This window comes from Xanthobacter aminoxidans, from assembly GCF_023571765.1.
GTDB lineage: Bacteria > Pseudomonadota > Alphaproteobacteria > Rhizobiales > Xanthobacteraceae > Xanthobacter > Xanthobacter aminoxidans.
The window spans coordinates 293,567-320,290 of sequence record NZ_JAMJXC010000001.1 but is presented as its reverse complement, the minus strand read 5'-3'; the positions used below and the strand labels follow the sequence as shown (position 1 = coordinate 320,290).

The window sequence follows — 26,724 nt, the reverse complement described above, 5'->3', positions numbered from 1 at the left end:
AAGGAGCGCGAACTTAGGAATGCAGCCGCCCGGCGTCAACGCGAAGGCGTGTGGCGGGCTCCCCCGCTCTTGCGTTGACGGCGGGCGGCAAACGCCTATGCTGCACCCGCGTTCCAGCTGCCCCGGCGAAAAGGGCGGAGGGAACGCAAGACATCGGACGATCCCTGCGGGAGAGACCGGCACCCTTGAGTTGAGGTGTGCCGGCGCCGAAGGCGCAACCGCCCCGGAACCGCTCAGGCACCAAGGGCCGCAGGGGGACGAAACTCTGGAAAGCAGCCGTGCTGCGCCTTGAAGGGCGCGGCTGGGCTCACCGAAGGAGTAAGCCGTGCCCTTCCACGAGGCGCGGTGAAATCTCTCAGGTCGGCAGACAGAGGGGGCGCCGCGCGGGCCGCGCAGGACCACCGGAAACGGGGTTCGGCAGGCCCGGAAATTGGCGCTGTTCGTCCCGGAGCCTCCATTGGCATCGTCCCCCGATTCGCATTCCCCCTCCGAGCCTCTGCTCGAAACCCCGCTCGCCGCCGCCCATGGCGCGCTCGGCGCGCGCATGGTCCCGTTCGCGGGCTACCTCATGCCGGTCCAGTATCCCGAGGGCATCCTCGCAGAGCACAATTGGACCCGCACCCATGCCGGCCTGTTCGACGTCTCCCACATGGGCCAGGCGCTGCTCGTCGGCCCGGACCACGAGACCACCGCGCGGGCGCTGGAAGCCCTTGCCCCGGCGGATTTCGTGAGCCTCGCCCCCGGCAAGCAGCGCTATTCGCAGCTGACGGCCGATGACGGCGGCATCCGCGACGACTTCATGGCCACCCGCCCGGCGGACCCTGCCGCTGACGGCACCCTGATCCTCGTGGTCAACGCCGCCTGCAAGGGCGCCGACTTCGCGCACATCGAGGCCAACCTGCCCAGCACCGTGAAGCTGGTGCAGCGCCCGGAGCGGGCCCTCCTCGCCCTTCAGGGTCCGGAGGCGGCCATGGTGATGGCGCGCCATTGCCCGGAGGCGGCGGACCTCGACTTTATGACCGCCTTGCCCCTCGCCTTCGACGGCGTGCCGGTGGAGGTCTCCCGCTCCGGCTATACCGGCGAGGACGGCTACGAAATCTCCGTCGCCGCCGAGGATGCCCCCGCGCTGTGGGCGGCGCTGCTGGCTGAGCCGGAGGTGAAAGCCATCGGCCTCGGCGCCCGCGACAGCCTGAGGCTGGAAGCCGGGCTCTGCCTCTATGGCCACGACATCAACCTCTCCACGTCCCCCATCGAGGCGGCACTCAACTGGTCCATCCAGAAGCGGCGGCGCCTTGAGGGCGGCTTTCCCGGCGCCGATCGCGTGCAGCGCGAGCTGGCGGAAGGCCCGGCGCGCGTGCGCGTCGGCCTGAAGCTGGAGGGCCGCGCGCCGGCCCGCGAGGGGGCGGAGATCGCCTCCAATGGCGAGATCGTCGGCCGCGTCACCTCGGGCGGCTTCGCCCCGACGCTGCAGGCGCCCATCGCCATGGGCTATGTGCCGCCGGCGCTGTCCGCGCCCGGCACCCGCCTCGACATATTGGTGCGCGGCAAGGCCCTGCCGGCCGTCGTCACCGCTCTTCCCTTCGTACCCACGCGCTATGCGCGCAAGCAGAAAACCGGGGGCTGACCATGACCGTGCGCTACACCAAGGACCACGAATACGTCCGCATCGACGGCGACGTGGCGGTGGTCGGCATCTCCGACTACGCCCAGGGCCAGCTCGGCGACGTGGTGTTCGTGGAACTGCCGGAGATCGGCAAGTCCGTCACCCGCGGCAAGGAAGCCGCCGTGGTGGAGAGCGTGAAGGCCGCCAGCGAGGTCTATGCCCCGATCTCCGGCGAGGTGGTGGAGGTGAATTCCGAGCTGGAAGGCGCCCCCGGCCTCGTCAACGAGGATGCCGAGGGCAAGGGCTGGTTCCTGAAGCTCAAGGTGACGAAGCCCGACGAACTGTCCGAGCTGATGGACGAGGCCGCCTACAAGGCCTTCGTCGACACCCTGTGAGGACCGGCATCATGCGCTATCTTCCCCTCACCACCGACGACCGCGCCGAGATGCTGGCGCGCATCGGCGTTCCCTCGGTGGACGATCTGTTCGCCGACATTCCGGCCGCCCAGCGCGCGCATGAGCTGCCGCGCCTGCCGCTCCACAAGAGCGAGATGGAAGTGGAGCGCGCGCTCTCCCGCCTCGCCGCGAAGAATGTGCCGGCGGGATCGGTGCCCTTCTTCGTCGGCGCGGGCGCCTATCGCCACCATGTGCCGGCGAGCGTGGACCATCTGATCCAGCGCTCGGAATTCCTCACCTCCTACACGCCGTACCAGCCGGAGATCGCGCAGGGCACCCTGCAATATCTCTTCGAGTTCCAGACGCAGGTGGCCGAGCTGACCGGCATGGAGGTGGCCAACGCCTCCATGTATGACGGCTCCACCGCCGCCGCCGAGGCGGTGCTGATGGCCCATCGCGTCACCAAGCGCCGCAAGGCGCTTTTGGCCGGCAACCTGCACCCGCACTATCGCGCGACCATCGAGACCGTCTCGCGCTATGCGGCGGACGAGGTGGTGGCGCTGGCGCCGGTGCCCAAGGGCGGGGAAGACATCATCGCCGCCATCGACGCCGGCTGCTCCTGCGTGGTGGTGCAGTCGCCGGACGTGTTCGGCAACATCGTGGACCTGAAGCCCATCGCGGAAGCCGCCCACAAGGCCGGCGCCCTGCTCATCGCCGTCTTCACCGAGGCGGTCAGCCTCGGCCTCATCGAGCCGCCGGGGGCGCAGGGCGCCGACATCGTGGCGGGCGAAGGCCAGTCCATCGGCAATGCGCTGAATTTCGGCGGCCCCTATGTGGGCCTGTTCGCCACAAGGCAGAAGTTCGTGCGGCAGATGCCGGGACGCCTTGCCGGCGAGACGGTGGATGCGGAAGGCCGGCGCGGCTTCGTGCTCACCCTCTCCACCCGCGAGCAGCACATCCGCCGGGAGAAGGCGACCTCCAACATCTGCACCAATTCGGGGCTCTGCGCGCTGGCCTTCACCATTCACATGAGCCTGCTCGGCAAGACCGGGCTCACGCGGCTGGCCCGGGCCAACCACGCGGCGGCCTGCGACCTCGCGGACCGGCTCGCCGCCGTGCCGGGGGTGAGCGTGCTCAACGACACTTTCTTCAACGAATTCACCCTGCGCGTGCCGGGCAAGGCTTCGGACGTGGTGGAAAAGCTCGCCGCCAAAGGCATCCTCGGCGGCGTCCCCTATTCCCGCCTCGCCCCCAAATCCGGGCTCGACGACTTGATCCTCGTCGCCGCCACCGAGACGACCACCGAGGACGACCGCGCCGCCTATGCGGCCGCGCTGAAGGAGGTGCTGTGATGAACCGCGAAGGCCGTGGCGCGACGACGCCGCACATCTTCAGGGGCACCAGCGCAGGCCCCGTCACCTTCACCGGCAACCGGGGGCTGGACCTTGAGGAAGGGCTGATCTTCGAGATCGGCCGCACCGAGGTGACGGGCGTGGACATTCCCGAGCCCGCCCCCTTCAAGGACCGGCTCGGCGGCCACGCGCGCACCGCGCCGCTGGAGCTGCCCGGCCTCTCCGAGCCCGAGGCCATGCGCCATTACGTGCGCCTCTCGCGCATGAATTATGGCATCGACAGCGGGCTATTCCCGCTGGGCTCCTGCACCATGAAGCACAACCCGCGCCTCAACGAGAAGATGGCGCGGCTGCCGGGCTTTGCCGACATCCACCCGCTCCAGCCCCTCTCCACCGTGAAGGGTGCGCTGGAGCTGATGGCGGAGCTGTCGCGCTACCTGCTCGAACTCACCGGCATGAAAGCCGTCGCCCTCACCCCCAAGGCGGGCGCCCACGGCGAACTCTGCGGCATGATGGCCATCAAGGCCGCCCATGCGGCACGCGGCGAGGCGCAGCGCAACGTGGTGCTGGTGCCCGAGAGCGCCCACGGCACCAACCCCGCCACCGCCGCCCTCATCGGCTATGAGGTGCGCTCCATCCCCGCCCGCGCCGACGGCACGGTGGACCCGGAGGCGGTGAAGGCCGCTTTGGGTCCGGAGGTGGCGGCCCTCATGCTCACCAATCCCAACACCTGCGGCCTGTTCGAGCGGGACGTGGTGGCCATCGCCGAGGCGGTGCACGGGGCCGGCGCCTATTTCTATTCGGACGGCGCCAATTTCAACGCCATCCTCGGCAAGGTGCGCATCGCCGACCTCGGGGTCGATGCCATGCACATCAATTTGCACAAGACCTTCTCCACCCCCCACGGCGGTGGCGGTCCGGGCGCGGGGCCGGTGGTGCTCTCCGAGGCCCTCGCCCCCTTCGCCCCGGTGCCGGCGCTGATCGCCACGGCCGATGGGCTGGTGCTGGTGGAGGACCAAGGTGCGGACGGGGCCGAACAGGCCCTCGGCCGCATGAGCGCCTTCCACGGCCAGATGGGCATGTTCGTCCGGGCGCTGAGCTGGATGCTCTCCCATGGGGCGGACGGGATGCGGCAGGCCTCCGAGGACGCCGTCCTCTCCGCCAATTACGTCCGCGCCTGCCTGATGGACGTGATGAGCGCCCCCTTCGCCGAACGCCCCGCCATGCACGAGGCCCTGTTCGACGACACCTGGCTGGCGGACACCGGCATCTCCACCCTCGACGTCGCCAAGGCGCTGATCGACGAGGGGTACCACCCCATGACGGTCTACTTCCCGCTGGTGGTCCACGGGGCGATGCTGATCGAGCCGACGGAGAGCGAATCAAAGGCCTCCCTCGACCTCTTCCTCGGTGCCCTGCGCGACCTCGCCATGGCCGCCAAAACGGGAGACAAGGAGCGCTTCCTCGGTGCCCCCCATTACGCCCCCCGCCGTCGTCTGGACGAGACCCGCGCCGCCCGCGCGCCGGTTTTGCGGTGGGTTCGGCCTGAACCGCTCCCGAACGCCGCCGAATAGGTGGGGTGAACGCACCTGACAGGGTGGTGTGAACCACCCTTTCGTCCGTGCCGGGAGGGGGTATGCTCAGGCATGTTCTCCCCCCTCCCCCTCCTGCGCCGCATGCGCCACGGCATGACTCTCGGTGTCCGGGTACTGGCCACCGACCCGGCCGGACGGCTGCTTTTGGTCCGACATACCTACGTGTCCGGCTGGCATTTTCCCGGCGGCGGGGTGGATCTGGGCGAGACAGCCGAACAGGCGGCCCGGCGCGAACTGCGCGAGGAAGCCAATGTGGAGGCCGAGGGGCCTCTGACGATTTCCGGCTTTTATTTCAACCCCTTGGTGGGTGGACGCGACCACGTTGTCCTGTACCGGACGGCGGCTCTGGTGATCGGTCCCCGGCCCGAGCGGAACCTCGAAATCGTCGCCGCCGATTTCTTCCCGCCCGACGATCTGCCTTCCGACACCAGCCCCGCCACCCTGCGCCGCATCGACGAATGGCAGGGCGCACCTCCCTCCGACCGCTGGTGAGGCGCCCTGTCACGGGCGATTGACCGGCGCGGATTGGATAAATACCGCCGCCCGCGCTATCGTGGCCGTTGACGTTTCATCCCAACCGGCGCGCCATGTCCGTCACCCTGTCCCAGGAAACTGAGGTTTCGCAACGGCTTGCACCGCACGCCGAGGGCGCGGCCGCGTCTGGACTGGGCATGGGCCGCGCCGGTCTCATCGGCCTCGGCGTGGCCTTGGCCATGCTCTGTGCGGGCGGGCTGGCGCTGTGGGCGCGCTACGGCGCGGCCGTGTTCTTCGATCTCCTGAGCGCCGGCTTTTCCGGCTGCCTCTGAGGCTTCCCCGACCGCCCCCAAGGCCTTGAAAACATGTCGCCACGCACGAAGATCATTGCCCTTTTCTCGGCCTTCGCCGCCGGCGCCCTCATCCTCGTCACCGCCGTCACCCTGTTCCTGCCGGAGCCGCCGCCGAAGGTGACGGGACAGGCGGCGGTGGGCGGGCCCTTCAGCCTCACCGACCAGAACGGGCAGCCGATCACCGAAGCCGCCCTCAAAGGCAAGCCAACGCTCATCTTTTTCGGCTTCACCCACTGCCCGGACGTGTGCCCGACCGCCCTGTTCGAGATGTCGGAAATATTCAACGCACTGGGGCCGGACGCGAGCAAGGCGCAGGCCTTCTTCGTCTCGGTGGACCCCGAGCGGGACACGCCGGACGTGCTCAAATCCTACGTTTCAAGCTTCTCGCCGCAGATCGTCGGACTGTCGGGCACACCGGAGGCCACCGAGCAGATCAAGCGGGAGTTCCGCGTCTATTCCCGCAAGGTCCCGCTGAAGGACGGCGACTACACCATGGACCACACCGCCGTGGTCTATCTCATGGACAAGGAAGGCAATTTCGTCGCCCCGTTCAACTCCAAACGCCCTCCGGCCGAGGCTGCGGCGGAGCTGAAGCGCTACTTCTGAGCCCCCCGCCGCCGCCGCGATGGGCGGCGCCGTGCTCGGTCTTCTGCCAGTGGTACGGCCTGCGGATCAGCTCGATCACCGCCCGCCACGCCGCAACCGACAGCAGCAGCCAGTAGAAGGGGATGCCCACGATCGTCCGCCAGCCCGGCCTCATGCCCCGCCGGCCGAGCCCGACGGTCATGGTCGCGGCCGCACCGGCATAGCCGGCGATGAGGGTGGTGTAGGTGAGCGCGCTCGTCACCACCTCCGCCATGTGGGTGCACGGCAGCCCGGCGACGCCGCGAACGATATCGGCGATGAACAGGGCAAGGCACAGCGGATGCACCAGCGCCGCCGCATAGGGCCCGGCCGTGAGCAGCACCAGCGCGAGCGTACCGCCCCGACCGAGATCGCGCACCAGCGCCCGCGGCCGGCGGCCGTGCACCAGCAGGGTCTGCGCCCAGCCCTTCAGCCAGCGGGTGCGCTGGCCGATCCAGGCGCGCCGCGTGACGGGCGCCTCCTCGAAGGTGGTGGAGGAAATGACCCGTGTCTGCCAGCCGGCACGGGCGAGACGGATGCCGAGATCGGCGTCCTCGGTGACGTTGTAGGGGTCCCATCCCCCCACCTGATCGAGCACGCGGCGGCGGAAATGGTTCGAGGTGCCCCCGAGCGGAATGGGCAGGCCGAGGGCGCTGAGCGCTGGCAGCAGAACATCGAACTGGCCGGCATATTCGGCGGCGAACTGGGCCGAGATCCAGCTGTCGCCGCCATTGTCGATGCACAGCCGCGCCTGCACGCAGCCCACCTTCGCCCCGCCCGCATGGAAGGCGGCGACGGCCCGGCGCAGCTGATCGGGCTCCGGCAGATCCTCGGCGTCATAGATCGCGACGATGCTGCCGCGGGCGAAGGGCAGTGCTGCTTCCAGCGCCTTGGGCTTGGTGCGGGGCCCAACCGGCGCGATCACCACCTCGGCCATGTGCGGCGGCAACTCGAGCGCGGCGATGGCTGCGCGGGTGGCATGGTCGTCCGCTTCGACCACGAGCTTGATGTCGAGCTTCTCGGGGGGATAGTCGAGCGCCGAGAGGGCGGCGACCAGCAGCGGCAGGCTCGCCGTCTCATGATAGAGCGGCACCAGGAGGGAATAGACCGGCAGGGACCGCGCATCGAGGGCCGGCACCGGCTCCTCAGGCGGCGCATAGAGGCAGCCGGCGAATCGCAGGGCGATCCAGGCCAGGAAGACGAGCGAAAGAGCCGCCTGAACGGCGAGAAGGCCCATTTCCGGCGCCAGCGCCAGCAGCAGCGCGAGCGGCAGGCCGATGGCGGCGGCCGCGAGCCCGACGATGCGGCCGGGCCGCAGTGTCGACGCCGATTTGAGCGGATCGGACAGGACGAGACGCGCCGTCGCGGCGGCGGCGAAGCTGGGCGCGCAAACCGCGTCGACGCGCCGGGCAAGCGCCGCCGGGCTGATCAATTCCACGCGCGAGGCAAGACCCGCATCCCGCTTCAGCCCCCGTCGAAGCCGCCGGACGATGCGGCCACGCGCCGCCATCACGAAGCGCGGGCGCCCACTGCCGGCCCCCAGCATGAGGGTGCCTGTGCGCAGCACGGCCTCCGCCATCGCCGGGTCGTCCGGCAGGTTCGCCAGGTTTGGCGCCCCAACGGGAAGACCGAGATCGCGGGCGAGGAGACGCGTGGCGGTTTCGTCATCAAGTACGCCCGAGGCGACCAGCACCTCGTCGACACCGACCCCGACGAGCCCGGCTCGCACGGCAGCCGCATGCAGTTCGTCGGCATCCACATGATCGCGATAGGGACGAAGCTCGGAGGCCAGCACGGTGCGCGGGAGGGATGCCGGCAGCGGGACGGCAGCGGCCACATCATTCTGAGCGCGGACCCGCTCGCGCCCAAGGTCGCGATGGTCCTCGCCCGCGTCATGGCTTACATGGCTTCGCCCCTTGCGGGCGGCACCGGCATCCCCCACCATGCCCCGACCCTCATGCAACCCTAGGGTAAGCCTGCCGCAATGCTTCCACCAGCCTCTTTCCTGAGCATCCGTGCGGGCCGCCGCACGCCCACGCTTCAGGCCGGCCTCAAAGCTCTGGTTCTGGCAACGGTAGCGTTGATGGCAGGAGCCGCGGGGGCCCAGCAGCCGCCGGCGGGACAGGCGAAGCCGGCGCAGGGCGGCCCCCCGCCTCTGGTGGAACGGGCCGACAAGATCGCCATCACGCCGGTCGTCGTGCCGAATTTCTGGAACGTGGAGCGCCGGCTCGAGCGCCCCGATGCCGCCAAGCTCCCGAAGGAGTTGCGCTTCGTCACGACGGACGATTACCCGCCCTTCAACTTCATCAATTCCACCGGAGCCCTTTCCGGCTTCAACATCGATCTGGCGCGGGCGATCTGCGCAGAACTTTCCGTCACCTGCAGCTTCCAGACCGCGGCGTTCGCCAATGTGGCGGACGTGGTGGACCAGGGCCGAGCGGAAGCGGCCATCGCCGGCCTCGTCGCAACCCCGGCGTCCCGGGCGACGCTGGATTTTTCCGAGCGTTACCTCGGCACGCCCGCCCGCTTCGTGGGCCGCAGCCAGGAGACGCTGGCGAAGGCGACGCCCGAAGAGGTGGCTTCCAAGAAGGTGGCCGTGGTGAGCCGCACCGCGCACGAAGCCTATCTGCGCTCCTTCTTCAACGAGGCCGCCATCCGCCCCTACCCCGACCTCAAGGCGGCGCAGGAGGCGCTGAAGGCCGGGCAGGTGGACCTTCTGTTCGGCGACGGCATCACCCTTGCGCTCTGGCTGAACGGCACCGACAGCGCCGGCTGCTGTCGCTTTGTCGGCGGTCCCTTCACCGAAAGCCGCTTCTTCGGGGACGGCTTTTCCGTGGCTGTGAAGGACGGCAACGATACCCTGCGCCACGCCATCGACTTCGCCCTCCAGCGCATCTGGGAGAAGGGCGTCTATACCGACCTCTATCTGCGCTGGTTCCCGGTCGGCTTCTACTGACTCGCGCCATCGGAAATGCCGGGCCGGCGCTCAAGAGCCGCCGGGCGGCTGGCCGGCGATAAGCCGTGCCGTGCGTTCGATCGCTGGCGCATCGTCGGCGAGGCGATCGGTCAAAAGGTGCAGCCAGTTGAAGCCGATATAGAGGCCGAGGAGGTCGTCGATCTCCGACGCACGGATTTCACTGCGGTCCGCTGCGCGCTCGAACATGTGGCGCAGGTCGCGGAGCCGGTCGGGCAGGAACTTGTCGCGCAGCGCCGAAAGGGCAGCCTCGGTCGTCTGGGCTTCGGCGATGAGTGCCCGGAAGATGCTGCCCGAGGGCGTGTCCCGCCAGAACCCCCACAAGGCACGGGTATAGGCGAGAAGATCGCTCCAGAGGGCGCCGGTATCGGGCAAGGCCATGTGGCTCGCCTTCTCCGCCGCGTAGACGTCAATCAGCAGGTCTGCCTTGGTCGCCCACCAGCGATAGATGGTCGGTTTACCGGCCCCGGCGCGCCGCGCCACCTCCTCGATGGAAAAGCCGGCATAGCCCCGTTCCGCGAGCAGCGCGCGCGCCGCCGTCAGAATGGCCGCCTCCGCATCCGGATTGCGCCGTGCGCCGATAGATGAGCGCCGACGATCGGCATGGCTGGTGTCGGGCATCTGAAGGCCTTCCGCAACTTTCCTCTTGCATAACGAAACGGGACGTATATATCAAACTGTATCGGAACGGATCGTTTCGTTTATATCAGTCCACGCCACGCTGCTTCGGGAGCTGATGCCATGAGCAGTTTCGCCATTCTCGCCCACCTCCGCTTTCTGGGACTGATGATGATCGGCGCCTATGCCCTCATCAACGCCATCCTGGCGCTCCTGTCGCCCCTCACCGCGGGATGGCCCATCTGGGCCTCCACGCTTCTCGCGGTTCCACCCATGGTGATGGGCATGGTGCACCTCGTGCTGCCCCTCGCACGGCGGCACCTCTCTCGTCCCGACGGCACGCGCGCGTGAGCCGAAACGAAAGAGCCGCCCCGTTCGCACGGGACGGCTCCTGCAGATCGACGCAGAGCGGAAGACAAGGCTTCGCGAAAGGGAAGGCTCAGTGCCGCGGCGCCGGCAGACCGAGCTGCGAGGACGGAGCCGGGCGAGCCGCCTCGGCCCGCTTGTGCTCGCGGCGGGCGGCGCGGGCCTCCCGACGATAACGGCCCTGCCGCGCCCAGGTGACAACCCCGCCGGCGATGACCCCGACGATCACCGCAGCGAAGATGATGGCGAACAGCGGCAGCGTCACCGACAAAGCGGGATGGTCCGGCGCGAACGGATCGAGGGAGAGGACGACCGGCTTTCGATTCGCAACCGCGAGCGCAATCGCAAGGATCGCCAGAGGCAGGCCGATGAGGATGGAGAGGAAGCGGCTCACGGGGCCTACTTTCCAGTGTTGAGACGCTCGCGCATCTCCTTGCCGGTCTTGAAATAGGGAACGGTCTTCTCGCTTACGTCCACCTGCTTGCCGGTGCGCGGGTTGCGGCCGACACGGGCGTCGCGCTTCTTCACCGAGAAGGCGCCGAAGCCGCGCAGTTCGACACGATCACCGCGCTCCAGCGCGGATGCGATCTGCTCCAGGATCGCGTTGACGATGTTCTCCACATCCCTCTGGTAGAGATGCGGATTGGCCTCGGCGATCTTCTGGACGAGCTCGGACTTGATCATGTTGGCCCCAGTTCCCTCGAAATCATCCGCCGAAAGCAAGCCAAAGCCCTGCATCCCTGACGGTGGGCGGCCGGACGTCCGGCGTTGTTATCGGTTTTGTCGGATGGTCGCCAAGCGCTTGTGAACGCAATCTTAACCCTAGCTCCGAGGGTGCCAGAGGGCCAACAGACCGTCAAGCTGACTGCGCTCCAGCGCGCCTTTCGCCGCATCCGTCAGGAGCGCCGCTGCCTGCGGGAAGCCGAGAGCGCTCACGACGCCGCGCGCGGCGCCCAGAAGCCAGCCGAACTCGTCGCCGACCTCCTTGGTGCGCCAGGTGCGGACCTTGAGCGCCTCGCTCACACCCTTCTCACGGGCGAGCCAGGCACGGGCGGTACGCTCGTCGCCGAGTTCATCCACCAGTTGGAGTTCGAGGCCCTGGTGACCGGTGAAAACGCGTCCGTCAGAGACGTTCGCGAGCTTGGCGTCGGAGAGCTTGCGGCGGTCGCCCACAAGATCCTTGAACCAAGCGTAGCTGTCCTTCACCAGCGAATCCACGGCGGCGCGCGCCTCCGGCGTCACCGGCGTGTAGGGGTTGGGCGAAGCCTTGAGCGGAGAGGACTTGATGTCCTCCATGGTCACGCCCACGGTCTTCAGAAGCTCGGTGAAGTTGGGAAACTGGTAGATCACGCCCACCGAGCCGACGAGCGCATTGCGGCGGGCCACGATGTGGTCGGCGCCCAGCGCCGCGATATAGGCGCCGGAGGCGGCGACGCCTTCCACGACGGCCACCACCGGCTTCTTGGCAGCGAGGCGGCGCAGCGCGTCGTACAATTGCTCGGAGCCCGTCACGGTGCCGCCGGGGCTGTCGATGGAGAGGATCACGGCGCTGGCGCGGGAGCGTCCGATCTCCTCCAGAAGCTCCACCCGCTCGCGATCGTTGCGAATGATACCGCCGATCATGATCCGCGCCACATGGGGCGAGGAGGCGGGAATATCGCGGCCGAGCAGGGCCGACACGCCCACCGCCACGGCGGCAACGACGCCGAGCACCCCGAGCACGCGCCAGAATGTGACCTTCCGCCGGAGGCGGCGGCGTTCGACGATCTGGTCGGCATCCAGCGACATGGTGCGCGTTCCTCGGCAGGCAGTCCCAAGCCCCACGCGGACTTAAGCAGGCGGCACGGCGTTGGCAAGCGTTCCCGCGTGGCGAACCTAACCCGCCAGCGCGGCGATCACGGCATTGAGGACCGGAAATCCAGCGGCGGTCACGCACAGCCGTCCGGCATTGAGCGCCACCAGCCCTTCCGCCTCCAGCGTGGCGAGGCGTTCCGGATCCACGCGGCCGCCGAGGCGGGCATGGCGGGCGAGGTCCAAGCCTTCCTTCAGGCGCAGGCCCATGAGCAGCATTTCGTCAGCCTGCTCGGCTGCCGACAGCGTCTCGTCGGAAATAATGCCGTGCCCGGCCGCCTCCACCCGCTTCAGCCACGCTTCCGGCGACCGCTCGGTGAAGGTGGCGTGGCGGATTTTGCCCGATACCAGACGCCCGTGGGCTCCGGCACCAATGCCGGCGTAAGTGCCATAGCGCCAGTAGACGAGATTGTGCCGCGCCTCGGCACCCGGCCGGGCATGGTTGGAAACCTCATAGGCGGGAAGGCCGGCCTGCGCCGTCACCTCCTGCGTCACGTCCCACAAGGCGCGGGACAGATCATCGTCGGGCAGGATAAGTTTGCCGGCACCGTACAGCCGCTCGAACGGCGTGCCTGGCTCGATGGTGAGCTGGTAGAGGGACAGGTGCTCGCAGCCTTCGGCGAGCGCGCGCCGCAGCTCAGCCGCCCAGGCTTCGGGCGTCTGGCGTGGACGGGCATAGATGAGATCGAAGGACACACGATCGAATGCACTGCGCGCGATGCCCACGGCAGCCAGCGCCTCGGCGACCGAGTGCATCCGCCCGAGCCCCTGAAGGTCCGCATCGTCCAGGGCCTGCACCCCGAGGGAGACGCGGTTGACGCCCGCAGCCCGATAGCCGTGGAACCGCTCCGCCTCCACGGAGGTCGGATTCGCCTCCAGCGTCACCTCGGCATCGGCGGTGAGCGGCCAGGCCTCGTTGATGGCCTCCAGGATCGCGCCGACGGTGGCGGGGGCCATGAGGGAAGGCGTGCCGCCGCCGAAGAAGACCGTCTCCGCGTTTCGCGGTCCCGACAGCGCCCGCATGTGGGCGATCTCCCGCCGGAAGGCCGCGATGTAGCGCGCCTCGTCCGGCGGCACGAGCCGGACGTGACTGTTGAAGTCGCAATAGGGGCACTTGGCCTTGCAGAACGGCCAATGCACATAGACACCGAAGCCGCCCTGCGTGTCCTCGATGCCGTCAACACCCTCGCCCCCGATCGGGAGAGGGCGTGCCGGAGGGTTCGCGGACGGAGCCTGATCCAAGATTGCGCTCACCCCTTCAGGCAAGCCTGCGAGAGCTTCAGGAAGGCGCGGGCACGGTGGGAAAGGCCGAAGCCCTTAGGGGGCATGCCGTGCTTCTCGTCGGCCGTCATCTCGGCGAAGGTCTTCACATGGCCCTCGGGGAGGAACATGGGGTCGTAGCCGAACCCCTTGGCGCCACGGGGCGGCCAAACGAGGGTGCCGTCCACGGTGCCCTCGAACTCCTCCAAATGCCCATCCGGCCAGGCGATGCAGAGCGCCGAGACGAAGCGGGCATGGCGCTGGCCGGGCTCTGTGGCGCCGACCTTCTGAAGTTCGGCCTCCACCTTCTCCATGGCCATCTCGAAATCGCGATCCGGACCGGCCCAGCGGGCGGTATGGATGCCCGGCGCCCCGCCGAGGGCATCGATCACGAGGCCGCTGTCGTCGGCAAACGCCGGAAGCTGGGCGGCGTTGGCCGCCGCCACAGCCTTCAGGCGGGCGTTTCCCTCAAAGGTGGTCTCGGTCTCCTCCGGCTCGGGCAGACCGAGCTCGCCGGCGGAGACGGCCTCCACCCCGTGAGGCTCCAGCAGCATCTTCATCTCGATGAGCTTGCCGGGATTGTGGGTGGCCACCACCAGCCGGCCGGTGAGCTGGCGCGCCATCAGCCGATCGCCAGCTTCTGGAGGGAGACGAGCTGATCCACGCCCGAGCGGGCCAGCGACAGCAGCGAGAGCAGTTCGTCCTGGGTGAAGGGCGTCTTCTCCGCCGTGCCCTGGATTTCCACGATGCCGCCAGTTCCGGTCATGACGAAATTGGCGTCCGTCTCGGCCACCGAATCCTCGGCATAATCGAGGTCGAGCACGGGCGTGCCTTCATAGATGCCGCAGGAGACCGCCGCCACGTGCTGCTTGAGCGGCATCTCCTTGATCATGGAGCGGGACTTCATCCAGCTCAGGCAATCATGAAGCGCGATCCAGGCGCCAGTGATGGAGGCGGTGCGGGTGCCGCCGTCGGCCTGGAGCACGTCGCAGTCGATGGTGATCTGCTTCTCGCCCATCGCCACGAGATCCGTGACCGAGCGGAGCGAACGCCCGATCAGGCGCTGGATCTCCTGGGTGCGGCCGGACTGCTTGCCGGTGGTGGATTCGCGTCGGGTGCGGTCGTGGGTGGCGCGGGGCAGCATGGAATATTCCGCCGTCACCCAGCCGCGTCCCTGGCCCTTCAGCCACGGCGGCAGGCGCTCCTCCAGCGTCGCGGAGACGAGAACGTGGGTGTCGCCGAACTTCACGAGGCAGGAGCCTTCCGCGTGGCGCATCACGCCCCGTTCAAAGGACACCGCGCGCATCTCGTCGGGGGCGCGCTTGCTGGGCCGCATAATGGATACCTCTTTGTGCGTCATGGGCGCTCCTTTTAGAGCGCCGCGCGCCGGGAGGAAAGCAAGGGTGGTAGGAGCCGCCGCGTGGCGCTTGAACCCGGCCCCGGCGAGGGACACATTAAAGCCAGCGAAATCCTTTGCTCCGAAGGCTGAACCCGTGGCGCTCGATCCGTTCCTGCCCCTCTCGACCGGCGGCCTCGCGCAGATCGACCAGCGTTCGCGCGAGATTTTCCGCCAGATCGTGGAGAGTTACCTCGCCACCGGTGAGCCGGTGGGCTCGCGCAACATTGCCCGCCTGATCCCCATGACCCTCTCCCCCGCCTCGGTCCGCAACGTGATGGCGGACCTGGAGGCGGCCGGGCTGATCTATGCCCCCCATACCAGCGCCGGGCGCCTGCCCACTGAGCGCGGCCTGCGCTTCTTCGTCGATGCGCTCATGGAGGTGGGCGACGTCAACGAGCGTGACCGGGCCAATATCGAAACGCAGGTGCTCGCCGCCGCCCGCACGACCACAGTGGAAGGCGTTCTGCAGGAAGCCTCCGCTTTGCTCTCGGGCCTCGCCCGCGGTGCCGGGGTCGTCACCGCCACCAAGACCGACCCCCGCCTTAAGCATGTGGAATTCGTGCCCCTGGAACCGGGCCGCGCCCTCGTCATCCTCGTATCGGAGGATGGGCAGGTGGAAAACCGCGCGCTCGCCCTTCCGCCCGGCTTGCCTACCTCCGCCCTCACCGAGGCCACCAATTTCCTCAATGCCCACATCCGTGGCCGCACCCTCTCCGACGCCCGTCAGGAGATGGAGAGCCTGCTCGCCGAGATCAACCGCGACCTCGACACCCTGACCGCGCGCGTGGTGGAGGCGGGGCTCGCTTCCTGGTCCGGCGACGGGCCGGGCGAGCGGACCCTCATTGTGCGCGGTCAGGCGAAGCTGCTGGAGGATCTCAGGGCGCTGGAGGATCTGGAGCGCATCCGCCTGCTGTTCGACGATCTCGAGACCAAGCGCGAGGTCTCCGAACTGCTCGGCCGGGCGGAGGAGGCGCAGGCGCTGCGCATCTTCATCGGCTCGGAGAACCGGCTGTTCTCCCTTTCCGGCTCCTCCACCATTGTCGCACCCTACCGCGATGGGCAGGGTCGCGTGCTGGGCGTGCTGGGTGTCATCGGCCCGACGCGGCTCAATTACGGCCGCATCGTCCCCATGGTGGACTTCACCGCCCGCCTCGTGAGCCGGGTGCTGGGCGCACCGGGTGCGGATGCTGCGTGAGGGATAAGGATCACCACGACTTGATTTTTCCCCCCATCGCCCCGATATGCGCCGGGACAATTGGCCTTTGCCCGGCGGCGTTGTGACCTCGGGCGAATCTCAAGGCAGGGGAAGTAACCGGATGAGCGAGCAGAAGCGCGCGCCCGAGACCGGCGGCGACGCAAGCGAAAACGGTGCCGCGCAGGGCAATGCGCAGGTGAACGAGGCGACCGCCGAGGCGGAAGCCACCGCCATGGCGGACGCCGCCATCGGCGACCCGGCGGGCGACAAGGCGCGCCTGGAAGCCGAGATCGCGAGCCTCAAGGACAAGTTCCTGCGCGCCTTCGCGGAGGCGGAGAACGTGCGCCGCCGCGCCGAGAAGGAAATCCAGGACGCCAAGACCTACGGCATCGCCTCCTTCGCCCGCGACGTGCTGAACGTGGCGGACGATCTCGCCCGAGCCCTCGGCTCGGTGGAGGCGGACGCAAAGGCGACCGCAGAAGGCAGTTTCAAGGCGCTGCTGGACGGACTGGAGCTGACAGAGCGCGGCCTCGTGAAGGCGCTGGAGAAGCACGGCATCCGCAAGATCGAGCCGAAGGGGGAGAAGTTCGATCCCAACCTTCATCAGGCCATGTTCGAGGTGCCGGACCCGAGCGTGCCGACCGGTACCGTGGTGCAGGTGGTGCAGGCCGGCTACGTCATCGGCGAGCGCGTTCTGCGGCCCGCCATGGTCGGTGTCGCCCGCGGTGGCCCGAAGGCTGAGGCGAACAAGGCCGCCGGCGCGGCCTGAATCAGGTTATCTGGAAGATCACATATCGTTGGAGGCGGCGACATCCCGCCTCCCGCGGTCGCTGCCGCCTGGGCCGCGACCCGATCCGATGAGGTCGGCAAGCGCATCGGCGATGACACGGCTGGTGTACGGCTTGGCCACCCGCGGCGCGTCGACGAATTCCGCCGGCATGCGCACGCTGCCAGTATAGCCCGAGCAGAAGATGAAGGGGATGCCGCGCTCGGCCAGGATCGCCGCGGCCGGATAGACCGGCTCGCCTGCAAGGTTCACGTCGAGGATCGCGGCGTCGATGCGTTCGGACGACGCGGCGGAGACCGCGGCGGCGAGGCTCGCGATCGGCCCGACCACGGTGTAGCCCAGCGACCTCAGATTGTCTTCGAGCCCCAGTGCCACGAGAAACTCGTCCTCAACGACGAGCACCCGCCTTCCCGACAAGATCATTCTTCAACGCCTTGGCTGACTGCATGTCCCCTCAGGGCCATGTCGGGGATCAACCAGCGGCCGGGGGAAAAGTTCCACGCGCCGCAGCAAGGTATTGAAAGAAAACCGGAAGGGCCGGAAACGGCCCTTCCGGGATCACGAGCGGAAGGTCAGTCCTTCGCGCGCTCCACGTAGGAAGCGTCGGCGGTCATGACGACAACGCGCGTGCCGGACGCGATGTGCGGCGGCACCATGGTGCGGACGCCGTTGGAGAGCATGGCGGGCTTGTAAGAGGAAGAGGCCGTCTGGCCCTTCACGGTCGGCTCGGTGTCCACGATCTCCAGCACCACGCGGGCCGGCAGCTCGATGGCGATCGGCACGCCATTGTGGGTGGAAAGCATGCATTCCATGCCTTCCTGGAGATAGACGGACTGGTCGCCCATGACATCCTTCGGCACGGTCACCTGATCATAGGTTTCCGGGTTCATGAAAGTGTAGCCGTCGGAATCCTCGTAGAGGAAGGTATGCGGGCGATCTTCCACGAAGGCGCGCTCCACCTGCTCGGTGGTGCGGTAGCGCTCGGAGATCTTCACGCCGTCGGAGATTCGGCGCATGTCGAGCTGCGTCACCGGCGTGCCCTTGCCAGGATGGATATTCTCGGCGGTGAGAACAACGTACAGCTTGTCGTCGATGTCGACCACGTTGCCCTTGCGCAGGGTGCTGGCGATAACCTTGACCACGTCGGCTCTTCCTTGACCTGATGCGCGGCGCCCGCGCCGATTGGAAAACGGTTGACGGCGGCGCCGTCTGGCTGGTTCGGCGCGCACCATAGCGATAATGGCGCGCAACGCCAGTCTTGCACTCGTCTTTCCGGCCCCGAGGCCCAGTGGCGGCGGGCAGTCCAGGTGGCCGCAACGAGGAACTTACGTCATGGCGGTATCGAACTCTTCGCTGGCGCCTCCCTCCCCGCCGTGGTGGCGGCCCGACGTTCACGCGGACCGCCGCCCCTTCCTGCTCGCGCGCGGGCGCATCGCCGCCGCCGTGCGCGCAGCCTTCGCGGAAGATGGTTTCATCGAGGTCGAGACGCCGGCGCTGCAGGTCTCGCCGGGCAACGAGACCCACCTTCACGCCTTCGGGACTGAGCTGATCGGCCCGGACGGGACAACTCACCGACTTTACCTGCGCACCTCACCCGAGTTCGCGGCCAAGAAGCTGCTCGCGGCCGGGGAGCCGAAGATCTTCGAGTTCGCCCGCGTGTTCCGCAATCGGGAGCGTGGCATGGCACACCATCCCGAGTTCACCATGCTGGAATGGTATCGCGCCGGTGCGCCCTACACGGCGATGATGGAGGATTGCGCCGCCCTCCTCGCCCGCGCCGCCGAGGCCGGCGGAGCCTCGGCCTTCCACTATCGCGGCAAGACCTGCGATCCCTTCGCCGCCCCGGAGCGCCTGACGCTCGTCGCGGCCTTCGCCCGCCATGCGGGGATGGACCTTGAGGCCCTTCTGCCGGCCGCGGGGGAAGCACCGGATGCCGCCGCCTTCGCCCGCGCCGCGACCGAGGCCGGCATCCGCACTGCGCCTGACGACACCTGGGGCGACGTGTTCTCGCGCGTGCTGGTGGAGAAGATCGAGCCTCATCTCGGCGTCGGCCGCCCCACCATCCTGACAGACTATCCCGTGAGCGAGGCGGCTCTCGCCCGGCCGAAGCCGGAGGATCCGCGCTTCGCCGAGCGGTTCGAGCTCTATTGCTGCGGGCTGGAACTCGCAAACGCCTTCGGCGAGCTGACGGACGCGGACGAGCAGCGCCGGCGCTTCGAAAAGGACATGGACGAGAAGGAACGGCTCTATGGGGAGCGCTATCCGCTCGACGAGGACTTCCTCGCGGCGCTGGCGCTCATGCCTCCGGCCAGCGGCTGTGCCCTCGGCTTCGACCGGCTCGCTTTGCTGGCAAGCGGAGCGAGGCGGATCGAGGACGTGCTGTGGGCGCCGGTCGCTGGACTTTAGATCAGCCTCGCGACCGCTCCGGCCCCAAGTCTCAGCAGAATCAGTTGATCTCGAACAGGGTCGAGAAGCCGGAGATGTCGAACACCTCACGGATCTGCGGCTGGAGCGAAGAGAGCGCGAGCTTGCGCTTCGCCCCGCGCATGGCCTTGCCAGCCACCAGCAGAGCCCGCAGACCGGAGGAGGACACATAGTCCACTCCGGCGAGGTTCACCACGATCCCCCCGTCGGTCATGGAGACGACCTCCATGAGGCTCGCCTCGAACGGCTTGGCATTGGGCGTGTCGAGACGCCCCGCCACCTTCAGCACCACGTCGCTTCCGACCTGCTCACGTTCGATGTGCATCGGCCCCTACTCGCTTGATGTCCGCCTCCGCGGCGGCCGGACGCTTCGGATTATCCTCATTCTCCGGCGTGCGCAACGCAATCGCGCTGCGGCGCACCAGCCAGATCGCCCTCTCGAACAGGCTGGTCGCCAGCAGCAGCTGCCGCGCATCCGCCCCCGCGTCGAGTGCCGTAGCGGCAAGCTGGCGGCGGATGCGGTTCAACATCTCTGATCGATCGCCGGAGAGCGCGATGATGAGGTCGAGATCATCGGCCGGCCCATCCGTGGCGTCGGCGAGGGACAAAGTGATCGCCCGTAACGATTCCGACAGGGCAAAGGCGAGCGGCGGCACCTCGTCGAAGCCCTCCACCACCTCGGTGAAGTCGTGCAGCGTGTCCTGAAGCGTGCGCACGTTCTCCACAAGCGCCTGGTGATGCAGGGCGATTTCCAGACTGTCGCGGGCGAGGCCGACCGCGACGAGCTCCGAAATAAACTGGTCCACGGCAAGGCCCACCGAGGCAGCGCCACGCCACAGAGCCAGCCGTTCGCCGGCGTCGCCGTTGTCCGTCTGGTCGAGGTCCGGCAGCAGGGTCGGCAGGAGCTTGATGAGCCGCAGGGTCTCGCTAACGGCGAGGTCAAGCGCCGTCGAGGGGTCCGCCAGCGCTTCGTCATGGATGAAGCGCGGGCGGGAGGCGCCGTCCTCCAGCGTGGGCGGGCTCATGGCGGCGGCGAACCTCTCGGAAAGCCCTCGCGCGAAAGCCACCGGGATCGCGCCCGCCACCTGAAGGGCGAGGAACAGAACCGACAGGGACATGGACGCCTTGTCGTTGCCCACGGCAGAGAGGGCCGAGAAGCCGTCGAAGCCAACCACCCCGCCAAGGCCGAAGAAGGCTCCGACGATGAGGCAGCCCACGGCCTTCACCAGCACATGGACATAGCAGAGCTGGCGGCCGGTCCCCTCCAGCCCGCCGGCCGAGAGAATGGCCGCAAACCCGGAACCAAGATTCGCGCCGAGCACGATGAAGACCGCATCGTGGAGGCCGAGGAGGCCCGCCTGCATCAGGGCCAGGACCAGAATCGTGGGCGTCGAGGACGACTGGCTGACGGCGGAAACCGCGAACCCGAGAAAGAAGCCGAGGAGCGGAGTCAGATGGTCGGCGAGGCTGCCCGCGACCGACGCAATGTCCAGCGCCCGCGGCGCCTGCTTGATGAAATCGAGGCCAAGCAGGGCCAGCGCGAGGCCGAAGGCGACGCCCATCCATTGCGCCATGCCGCGACGGCGGTCCAGCTTGAAATGGAAGGCGAGCCCGACGGTGCCGACGATGTAAAGCACGAGCAGGCGGAAATCGATTGCCGCCACGAACACCAGCGCAGACGTCCCCACATTGCCGCCGGCGACGACCGGAATGGCATCGCGCGTAGTGAAGGCACCGCCGCGCACGAGATTGCCGCTGATGACCGCGACGGCGTTGGAGGATTGCGTGGCCGCTCCCGCCAGCGTCCCGCACAGCAGCCCCATCACCGGGGAGCGCGTCGCCCGGCGCAGCAGTGCGCGCACCTTGCGGCCCGTGGCCTGCTGCAGGTGTGTGGCCATGGCCTTGAGGCCAACGAACAGAAGGCCGAGGCCGGCCAGAAGCTCGGCAATGACAAGCATCGATAAGAAAGACCCGACGGCACCAGAGGAAAGCCGCAGACGCGCTCAATGTTCCGCGGATGCTGCGGCACGGCTCCCCGAGCGGACATCATAGACCGCGGAGTGCGACACTCTTGTGAGCAACCTCACCCGGCCGCGTTGGCCACCAGCGTCAGCTGGTTTTCCTCACCTTCCCGGCTGTAGTCGAGCGTCTCGAGGAAATGCCGCATCAGCTGCACGCCGTGACCGCCGATCCGGGCGTCCTCGATGCTGTCGGGGACCACCGGCTCGGCGATGCTGGTGGGATCGAAGGGCACGCCGTTGTCGATCAGGCGCACCGCCACCCGGCCTTCTGGCAAGCGCCAGCATTCGATTCGGATGTGCGGTTGCCGGTCGGTGCCCGCAAAGCCGTAGGAGACGACGTTGGTCAGAGCCTCCTCGAGGCTCAGCTCCAGCGCGAAGCGGGTGGCATCCGGCCAGCCCTGTTCGTCAGCCAGCGTGCCGAGCCAGCCCGTGGCGTCGGTGATGTCGTCGATGCGCGCGCCCACATCGATGGTCGAGACAAGGGTTCCGGCCGCGGGCGTCGCCATGGGATCCGCCGTCAGGTTGCCGGGGAGATGCCCGCCGCCGCGAGCGCCTCGTCCCGCGTGGCGTGGATGCCGACGAGCTGATCGACCCCGGTGGAGCGCAGCACCTTCTCCACCTGAGGGTCACATGCGAAAAGCCCCATGATGCCCCCCTTGCGATGCAGCCCCTTGGCGCCCGCGAGCAGCAGGCGGATGCCGATGGAGGCCATGAACGGCGTGCCGGACAGGTCCACCACGAGCACGCGCGCGGCCTCGCAGGACGACTTGAACTCCGGCTCCACCGCCGCCGCGCCGGCGATGTCGAGCCGGCCTTCCAGGCGCACGAGGATGATGTCGGGGCCGAGGGGGGTCCTCTCGATCTTCATGGGGCCAGTATCTCTCTGGATCGGGATGCCCGCACCGCGTGGGCACAGATTCAGCAAACCATACGACAGTTTCGTGACGCGGAGCAGGGACCCCGGAAGGGCCTGCCCGCTGGGGGTGTCAGGCTTTTCGGGGGCGGGCGTACAGCACGCCGGCAGCGCCGGAATCGGTGCGGCAGCGGGCGTAGCCGTGCCAGCCCTCAGCGAAGAGCTCCTTCTGCCGCGCCGTGTCCAGCGGATCGACCAGAAGGGTCTCCTGCGGATCGAAGGTGGTGAAGTCGCGCACCATCACGTAGCGCGCATAGCCGCCGAAGAAGAGCTGGATGTCGTAGATGGGAAAGCCCTCGACGAGCAGGCTCGCCCAGCTCGGCGTGTTGACCGGCGCCGCTGTGGAAAACAGCACCATGTCCGCGGGCGCCGCATCGACCCGGGCAGCGATCAGCACCCGCTGCAGTCCACGGCCGCGATAGGCCGGATGCACCGAAGCCCCGGCCAGCCGGCCCACCGACAAGGCGGGATCGAGCCCGAGCAGGCGGTGCGGGCCGTCCTTGGGCGAATGATCGTGCTGAAGGATGCCGTAGGCGGCGAGCAACGGGCCGTCATAGAGCCCGATCACCAGGCCGCGGCCGCTGAGGATGCTTTCAAAGTACGAACGGTTTTCCGGCTTCACCACTTCCGGGCGAACCAGCGGCCCGATGGCCAGATGATGAAGGGTGTCGATCGCGTCGAGATCGCCCGGCCCGAGCATGCGCTGCGTCAGCGTAGAGGTCGGCGCGGCCTCGCGCAGGGCGTTCATCACGTGATTACTTCCGCATAATTGAGCATGGCGATGGGCGGGTAGACGCCGAGCTGCTTGGCCACGTTCATGTTGATGATGAGGGCGAAGCGCTTCAGCGTCTCGATCGGGATGTCCTGGGGCGGCACGTGCTGGACCAGGATCTCGGCCGCCTTGGAGGCGGCGAGCTGGCCCACCGAATAATAGCGGCTGACCAGCCCGACAAGCCCCAGCCCCTCGCGCAGGAAGAATTCCGTCGCGCCGAAGGTGGGAAGCCCCGCCGCCAGTGCCGCCGGGCCGACCCGGTCGAAGATGGTGGCAAGGAAGGTGTCGGCCGGCAGATAGAGCCATTCGGCGCCCTGCGCCTTCAGGTTCCTCACGAAATCCTCGACCCCGTCACCGGTCGGCTTGCTGCCCACCATGGTCAGGGGCTGGGCCAGAACCTCGGCACCGATGGTGGCGGAGAAGGCCTTCATCTCGTCGATGATGGCGACCGAGTTGCTCTCGTTCGGCGAATAGATCACGCCGACCTTCTTGAACGCCTTGTAGCTCTGCATGGCGCGCATCTGCACGTCAGTGGGCACCACGTGCACCGCGCCCGTCACGTTGCGCCCCGAAGAGGCGAGCGAAGGAGCGATCTTCACCTGTACCGGCGCCGCCACCAGGGCGAACACCACCGGGATATCGCGCACGAAACCGGCGGTGGACGGCGCGTCATAGGGACCGGCGACGCCGAGCGTCAACGGGGTGCCATAGGTGTAGATGAGGTTGGGCCGGAAGGTCGGCAGCACTTCCGCGAGGATCGGCTTCACCTTGCTCGCGTCCCGCTCCACGTCGCGGGTCATGAACTCGACCTTGATGTCGTTGGCCGCGAAGTAGTCGCGGAAGCCGCGCTCCACATCGGTATCACCGCGGAAGGTGAGCATCAGGACACGGAACGCCTCGCCACGGGCGGCAGGTGCAGGCGTGCCGGCCGGGCGCGGCTGGCCGTTGCCGCCATTGGTCTGGGCGAAGGCGCCGGGGACAGTGCCCACCAGCCCCGCAGCACCCGCGCCGAGGCCGAGTGCGAGGAGGGAACGGCGATCCATCAGGCGGAACTCCCTTCCGAGGCGGCCGCAGAGGATGGGCGGCGCGAATGATGGACGAAGACTCTGCGTCCAGATAGCGCAAATAGCATGGCTCCGGCTACCGCTACAGCGCCGAGGAAACCGGTCGCCGCCGCGAAGCCGAGCGTCGAAAGCAGGAAGCCGGCACTGGCGGGTCCGGCGGCGTTGCCGGACCGCTCCACCAGCCGGAACAGGCCGAGAACTCCGGCCGCCCGGCCCGCCCCCATGCTGGTGGCGGTATCCGCGACCAGCGCCGACTGGGACGCGATGGACATGGCCTGTCCCCAGCCCAGCGCCACCAGCGCAACGACGATCAGCGCCACGGAGGGATGGAGCAGCACGGCCAGGGCGCCGATGCCCGAAACCAGCCCACCCGCCACCACGAATCCGGCGCGGGCGCTGAAGCGATCGGCCAGGGCGGCGAAGAAGGGCACGCCGATCACCATGAGGACCGGATAGATCATCTGGAAGCGGCCAATGGCCGCGGAGGAGAAGCCCTCGCGCTGCAGTTCCAGCGGCACCAGCAGGAAGCACAAGGCGGCAAACAGGAATTTGGCGGGGAAGGCGCAGCCCAGGAGCAGGGACATCAGACCAGGTGCGCGGGCCGCGGCCTTGAGGTCGGCGAGCCCCACATTGGCCACGCTACGATGCCGCTCCGCGGCCGGCAGCGTCAGCCGCGCCACCAGAAGCGCCACGAGGGCGAGACCAGCCGAGGTCGCGAAGGCGACGCCCGGTCCCAGCCTGTCGGCGATGACGCCGCCGATGGGCGGCCCGCACAGGCTCGCCACCATGATGGCCCGCACGAACACGGCCAGAGCCGCGCTGCGGGCCGCGCCGGAGGACAGATCCACCACATGGCCCTGGGCGGAGACGAACACCAGCGCATAGCCCACCGCCGTGGCGACGCGGGCAGCGAGGAAGACGTCGTAATGCGGGCTGATCGCCGAGACCACGTAACCCGCCGCCGCCAGTGCCGCACCGGCAAGGAAGCCCGGACGCCGGCCGAGCCGCTCGGACAGGGAGGCGAACGGCACCTGGCACAGCGCCACCACCGCCATGAAGGCGACGATGGGCAGGCTCGCCGCCACATCGGGACCGAAGCCGGCCGGCACGCCGAGGGCCTGTGCGGCGCGCGGCAGGAAGGGGCGGGTGAGTTCTTCCGCCAGCATGAACAGGAACAGGGCCGGGCGCACCGCGATGGCGGCCTCGCTCTCGGCAGCCTGGACCCGGCCGAGGCCGGTGCGGACCTCGATCTCGTCGAGCCGGGCGAGGGCCTCGGCATCCCCCCTGCGCTCCGCCTCGGCGCGCAGGGAGAGATGGCGACCGGCGAGCGTTTCCACATGCCGGTCGATGGGAAGGATAAGGTCGCCGGCAGCCCCCGCACCGCCCTCCTGGCGGGAGAGCACGCCGCGCTTCAGCGCCTTGAGCCGCCGCTCCACCGCCACCAGCGATTCGAGGCCGCGGGTGCCAACGACGAGAGCCACCAGTTCCAGCGCCACCAGCAGCGCGACGATGCCGATGAAGGCGACATCGACGAGCACCGCACCCACCTGCTGGGACACGACGCTGGGATCGACCACGATCATGACGTCGCCCAGGCGGTGCCCGTCGGCATCCTCCACCGGCACGAAGACCCGTGGCGCGTCGCCGCCGGAAGAGACCGCGCCCGACCGCGCCAGTTCCTTGCCGCCCGCAGCGTTCAGGCTGATCTGGGTGAACTCGACGTTGGCCGCCCGCAGGTCATCGAAATAACGGTTCACCCCGACCAACCGGTCGAAAGGCACGCCGACCGCCGCGGCGCGCTGGACGAGGTCGGCGGCGGCCCGGCCGACCGAATTCGCCTTGGCGACGATCTCCGGTGCGATGGTGCGCTGGGCCGCCTGTTCCGCACCCCAGCCGATCACGGCCAGCGCCGAACAGAGGATGATGACGATGGCGATGGAGATCCCGCCGCGAAGACCGATCATGCGGCGCCCCCACCGGTGACGCCGGAGGCCGGCGGCCCGGCCGTGCGGTGCGCCTCTTCGACCGAGGCGAGCGCGGCGCGGGCGGCGGGCGGCCACAGATGCGGCTCCGCGGCGCGCCGGACCGCCCGCTGCAGCAGCGCTGCGAGAAGCAGGCCGATGACCAGCGTCGCCGCGCCGGCCCACAGGAGCGTGGGAAGGGCGATCCGCCTGAGGTCGGAGGCGAGCGTCGCTGCGCCATCGGTCAGGATCTTGGAATCATATCGAACCACGACGCGGCCGAGACTCTGGCCGATGTCGTTGCGCACCGGACGGGTCAGGCCGCGCTCGGTGTCCCGTGTCGTGTCCAGGCCGACGCGCCCGGGCTCGCTGGAGAACAGGACGATGCCATGCTCGTCTGTGAGGTCCATGGAGCGAATCGCGTCCTCCACGCGGGCCTCCCGCTCCAATACCGCGGTCAGCGTCTGCTGCGCGGGAAGGGCGATGCCGAGGGAAGCGGCCTTTTCAACCACGTCCACCACACGCTGGGCGGCGATACCACAGCGGGCCTCGATGACCCCGCGATGGGCATTGATGAGCGTCACGTAGGAGAAATAGGCGCCGAAGGCGACGCACGCGGCCGCGATCAACGCGAACACGATGATGAGCCCCAGTGTGGTCCGCCTCATGACCCTTCGCGCTCGACCCTTGGCGTCTCGACTTTCGCGCCGAACCCTTCGCGCC

30 protein-coding genes and 1 riboswitch are annotated in these 26,724 nt (G+C 68.5%); of the genes, 12 read left to right on the top strand and 18 right to left on the bottom strand.

Annotated features, from left to right (window positions below):
* Window positions 1-157: 157 nt before the first annotated feature.
* A riboswitch (glycine riboswitch) is annotated at window positions 158-260 on the top strand.
* 197 nt (window positions 261-457) lie between these two features.
* From gcvT to EJ105_RS01405, 7 genes are all read left to right on the top strand, one after another.
* Window positions 458-1,624, top strand: a complete 1,167-nt coding sequence (gene gcvT / locus EJ105_RS01430; protein ID WP_250165034.1) for a glycine cleavage system aminomethyltransferase GcvT — start codon at window positions 458-460, stop codon at window positions 1,622-1,624.
* 2 nt (window positions 1,625-1,626) lie between these two features.
* Window positions 1,627-1,998 (top strand): glycine cleavage system protein GcvH, encoded by a 372-nt coding sequence (gcvH, locus tag EJ105_RS01425; protein ID WP_250165033.1) that lies wholly within the window; start codon window positions 1,627-1,629, stop codon window positions 1,996-1,998.
* Window positions 1,999-2,009: 11 nt separating this feature from the next.
* Window positions 2,010-3,350, top strand: a complete 1,341-nt coding sequence (gcvPA, locus tag EJ105_RS01420) for an aminomethyl-transferring glycine dehydrogenase subunit GcvPA (protein WP_250165032.1) — start codon at window positions 2,010-2,012, stop codon at window positions 3,348-3,350.
* The gene (gene gcvPB / locus EJ105_RS01415; RefSeq protein ID WP_250165031.1) at window positions 3,350-4,924 is read left to right on the top strand and encodes an aminomethyl-transferring glycine dehydrogenase subunit GcvPB; all 1,575 of its coding nucleotides are present in this window, start codon (window positions 3,350-3,352) and stop codon (window positions 4,922-4,924) included. The genes gcvPA and gcvPB overlap by 1 nt, the downstream gene beginning before the upstream one ends.
* 72 nt (window positions 4,925-4,996) lie before the next feature.
* Window positions 4,997-5,437 carry an NUDIX domain-containing protein gene (locus EJ105_RS01410; RefSeq protein ID WP_250165030.1) on the top strand — a complete coding sequence of 147 codons (441 nt, stop codon included), beginning with the start codon at window positions 4,997-4,999 and terminating at the stop codon, window positions 5,435-5,437.
* Between the two features lie 179 nt (window positions 5,438-5,616).
* Window positions 5,617-5,751, top strand: coding sequence for a hypothetical protein (locus EJ105_RS27720; RefSeq protein WP_280938286.1), 135 nt, complete (start codon window positions 5,617-5,619; stop codon window positions 5,749-5,751).
* 33 nt (window positions 5,752-5,784) lie between these two features.
* Window positions 5,785-6,378, top strand: coding sequence for an SCO family protein (locus tag EJ105_RS01405; RefSeq protein ID WP_024277137.1), 594 nt, complete (start codon window positions 5,785-5,787; stop codon window positions 6,376-6,378).
* Here EJ105_RS01405 and EJ105_RS01400 read toward each other — a convergent pair.
* Window positions 6,323-8,341, bottom strand: coding sequence for a glycosyltransferase (locus EJ105_RS01400; RefSeq protein WP_250165029.1), 2,019 nt, complete (start codon window positions 8,339-8,341; stop codon window positions 6,323-6,325). The genes EJ105_RS01405 and EJ105_RS01400 overlap by 56 nt on opposite strands.
* 138 nt (window positions 8,342-8,479) lie before the next feature.
* Here EJ105_RS01400 and EJ105_RS01395 point away from each other — a divergent pair, with 138 nt between their 5' ends.
* Entirely contained in the window at window positions 8,480-9,352 is an 873-nt protein-coding gene (locus EJ105_RS01395) for a transporter substrate-binding domain-containing protein (RefSeq protein ID WP_250165028.1), read from the top strand.
* Window positions 9,353-9,382: 30 nt separating this feature from the next.
* Here EJ105_RS01395 and EJ105_RS01390 read toward each other — a convergent pair whose 3' ends face one another.
* Window positions 9,383-9,991, bottom strand: a complete 609-nt coding sequence (locus tag EJ105_RS01390) for a TetR/AcrR family transcriptional regulator (protein WP_250165027.1) — start codon at window positions 9,989-9,991, stop codon at window positions 9,383-9,385.
* Between the two features lie 120 nt (window positions 9,992-10,111).
* Between EJ105_RS01390 and EJ105_RS01385 the strand changes: the two genes are divergently transcribed.
* Window positions 10,112-10,339 carry a putative antibiotic biosynthesis monooxygenase gene (locus tag EJ105_RS01385; protein WP_250165026.1) on the top strand — a complete coding sequence of 76 codons (228 nt, stop codon included), beginning with the start codon at window positions 10,112-10,114 and terminating at the stop codon, window positions 10,337-10,339.
* Between the two features lie 88 nt (window positions 10,340-10,427).
* Here EJ105_RS01385 and EJ105_RS01380 read toward each other — a convergent pair whose 3' ends face one another.
* From EJ105_RS01380 to rph, 6 genes are all read right to left on the bottom strand, one after another.
* Window positions 10,428-10,748, bottom strand: a complete 321-nt coding sequence (locus tag EJ105_RS01380; protein ID WP_250165025.1) for a lipopolysaccharide assembly protein LapA domain-containing protein — start codon at window positions 10,746-10,748, stop codon at window positions 10,428-10,430.
* A 5-nt stretch (window positions 10,749-10,753) separates the two neighbouring features.
* Window positions 10,754-11,038, bottom strand: a complete 285-nt coding sequence (gene ihfB, locus EJ105_RS01375; protein WP_024277130.1) for an integration host factor subunit beta — start codon at window positions 11,036-11,038, stop codon at window positions 10,754-10,756.
* Between the two features lie 138 nt (window positions 11,039-11,176).
* Entirely contained in the window at window positions 11,177-12,142 is a 966-nt protein-coding gene (gene sppA, locus EJ105_RS01370) for a signal peptide peptidase SppA (protein ID WP_250165024.1), read from the bottom strand.
* A gap of 87 nt (window positions 12,143-12,229) precedes the next feature.
* Window positions 12,230-13,402 carry a radical SAM family heme chaperone HemW gene (gene hemW / locus EJ105_RS01365; protein ID WP_250165200.1) on the bottom strand — a complete coding sequence of 391 codons (1,173 nt, stop codon included), beginning with the start codon at window positions 13,400-13,402 and terminating at the stop codon, window positions 12,230-12,232.
* 53 nt (window positions 13,403-13,455) lie between these two features.
* Window positions 13,456-14,088 carry an RdgB/HAM1 family non-canonical purine NTP pyrophosphatase gene (gene rdgB / locus EJ105_RS01360; protein ID WP_250165023.1) on the bottom strand — a complete coding sequence of 211 codons (633 nt, stop codon included), beginning with the start codon at window positions 14,086-14,088 and terminating at the stop codon, window positions 13,456-13,458.
* The gene (rph, locus tag EJ105_RS01355; protein WP_024277126.1) at window positions 14,088-14,801 is read right to left on the bottom strand and encodes a ribonuclease PH; all 714 of its coding nucleotides are present in this window, start codon (window positions 14,799-14,801) and stop codon (window positions 14,088-14,090) included. The genes rdgB and rph overlap by 1 nt, the downstream gene beginning before the upstream one ends.
* Window positions 14,802-14,958: 157 nt before the next feature.
* Between rph and hrcA the strand changes: the two genes are divergently transcribed.
* Both hrcA and grpE read left to right on the top strand, forming a co-directional pair.
* Window positions 14,959-16,059, top strand: coding sequence for a heat-inducible transcriptional repressor HrcA (gene hrcA / locus EJ105_RS01350; protein ID WP_024277125.1), 1,101 nt, complete (start codon window positions 14,959-14,961; stop codon window positions 16,057-16,059).
* 121 nt (window positions 16,060-16,180) lie between these two features.
* Window positions 16,181-16,828 (top strand): nucleotide exchange factor GrpE, encoded by a 648-nt coding sequence (gene grpE / locus EJ105_RS01345; RefSeq protein WP_250165022.1) that lies wholly within the window; start codon window positions 16,181-16,183, stop codon window positions 16,826-16,828.
* Window positions 16,829-16,846: 18 nt separating this feature from the next.
* Here grpE and EJ105_RS01340 read toward each other — a convergent pair whose 3' ends face one another.
* A complete protein-coding gene (locus tag EJ105_RS01340; RefSeq protein ID WP_197022966.1) occupies window positions 16,847-17,248 on the bottom strand; it encodes a response regulator in 402 nt (133 codons plus the stop codon).
* A 170-nt stretch (window positions 17,249-17,418) separates the two neighbouring features.
* Complete coding sequence (gene efp, locus EJ105_RS01335) at window positions 17,419-17,988, bottom strand: elongation factor P (RefSeq protein ID WP_024277121.1); 570 nt, start codon at window positions 17,986-17,988, stop codon at window positions 17,419-17,421.
* A gap of 190 nt (window positions 17,989-18,178) precedes the next feature.
* On the opposite strand from efp, the gene epmA reads away from it, so the two are divergent.
* The gene (gene epmA / locus EJ105_RS01330) at window positions 18,179-19,252 is read left to right on the top strand and encodes an EF-P lysine aminoacylase EpmA (protein WP_250165021.1); all 1,074 of its coding nucleotides are present in this window, start codon (window positions 18,179-18,181) and stop codon (window positions 19,250-19,252) included.
* Between the two features lie 40 nt (window positions 19,253-19,292).
* Here epmA and EJ105_RS01325 read toward each other — a convergent pair whose 3' ends face one another.
* The 8 genes from EJ105_RS01325 to EJ105_RS01290 all read right to left on the bottom strand — a co-directional run bounded on the left by EJ105_RS01325 (window position 19,293) and on the right by EJ105_RS01290 (window position 26,669).
* Entirely contained in the window at window positions 19,293-19,595 is a 303-nt protein-coding gene (locus EJ105_RS01325) for an STAS domain-containing protein (RefSeq protein ID WP_024277119.1), read from the bottom strand.
* Window positions 19,579-21,228: a Na/Pi symporter gene (locus EJ105_RS01320; RefSeq protein ID WP_250165020.1), complete on the bottom strand. Its 1,650-nt coding sequence runs from the start codon at window positions 21,226-21,228 to the stop codon at window positions 19,579-19,581. Before EJ105_RS01320 ends, EJ105_RS01325 begins: the two co-directional genes overlap by 17 nt.
* Before the next feature lie 125 nt (window positions 21,229-21,353).
* Window positions 21,354-21,797 (bottom strand): ATP-binding protein, encoded by a 444-nt coding sequence (locus EJ105_RS01315; RefSeq protein ID WP_051678960.1) that lies wholly within the window; start codon window positions 21,795-21,797, stop codon window positions 21,354-21,356.
* An 11-nt stretch (window positions 21,798-21,808) separates the two neighbouring features.
* Window positions 21,809-22,159 (bottom strand): STAS domain-containing protein, encoded by a 351-nt coding sequence (locus tag EJ105_RS01310; RefSeq protein ID WP_024277116.1) that lies wholly within the window; start codon window positions 22,157-22,159, stop codon window positions 21,809-21,811.
* 118 nt (window positions 22,160-22,277) lie between these two features.
* A complete protein-coding gene (locus tag EJ105_RS01305; RefSeq protein WP_155982199.1) occupies window positions 22,278-22,955 on the bottom strand; it encodes a hypothetical protein in 678 nt (225 codons plus the stop codon).
* Window positions 22,952-24,019: an ABC transporter substrate-binding protein gene (locus EJ105_RS01300; RefSeq protein WP_250165019.1), complete on the bottom strand. Its 1,068-nt coding sequence runs from the start codon at window positions 24,017-24,019 to the stop codon at window positions 22,952-22,954. The genes EJ105_RS01305 and EJ105_RS01300 overlap by 4 nt, the downstream gene beginning before the upstream one ends.
* Window positions 24,019-26,004: an MFS transporter gene (locus EJ105_RS01295; protein WP_250165018.1), complete on the bottom strand. Its 1,986-nt coding sequence runs from the start codon at window positions 26,002-26,004 to the stop codon at window positions 24,019-24,021. The genes EJ105_RS01300 and EJ105_RS01295 overlap by 1 nt, the downstream gene beginning before the upstream one ends.
* Window positions 26,001-26,669 (bottom strand): hypothetical protein, encoded by a 669-nt coding sequence (locus EJ105_RS01290; RefSeq protein WP_250165017.1) that lies wholly within the window; start codon window positions 26,667-26,669, stop codon window positions 26,001-26,003. The genes EJ105_RS01295 and EJ105_RS01290 overlap by 4 nt, the downstream gene beginning before the upstream one ends.
* Window positions 26,670-26,724 lie beyond the last annotated feature (55 nt).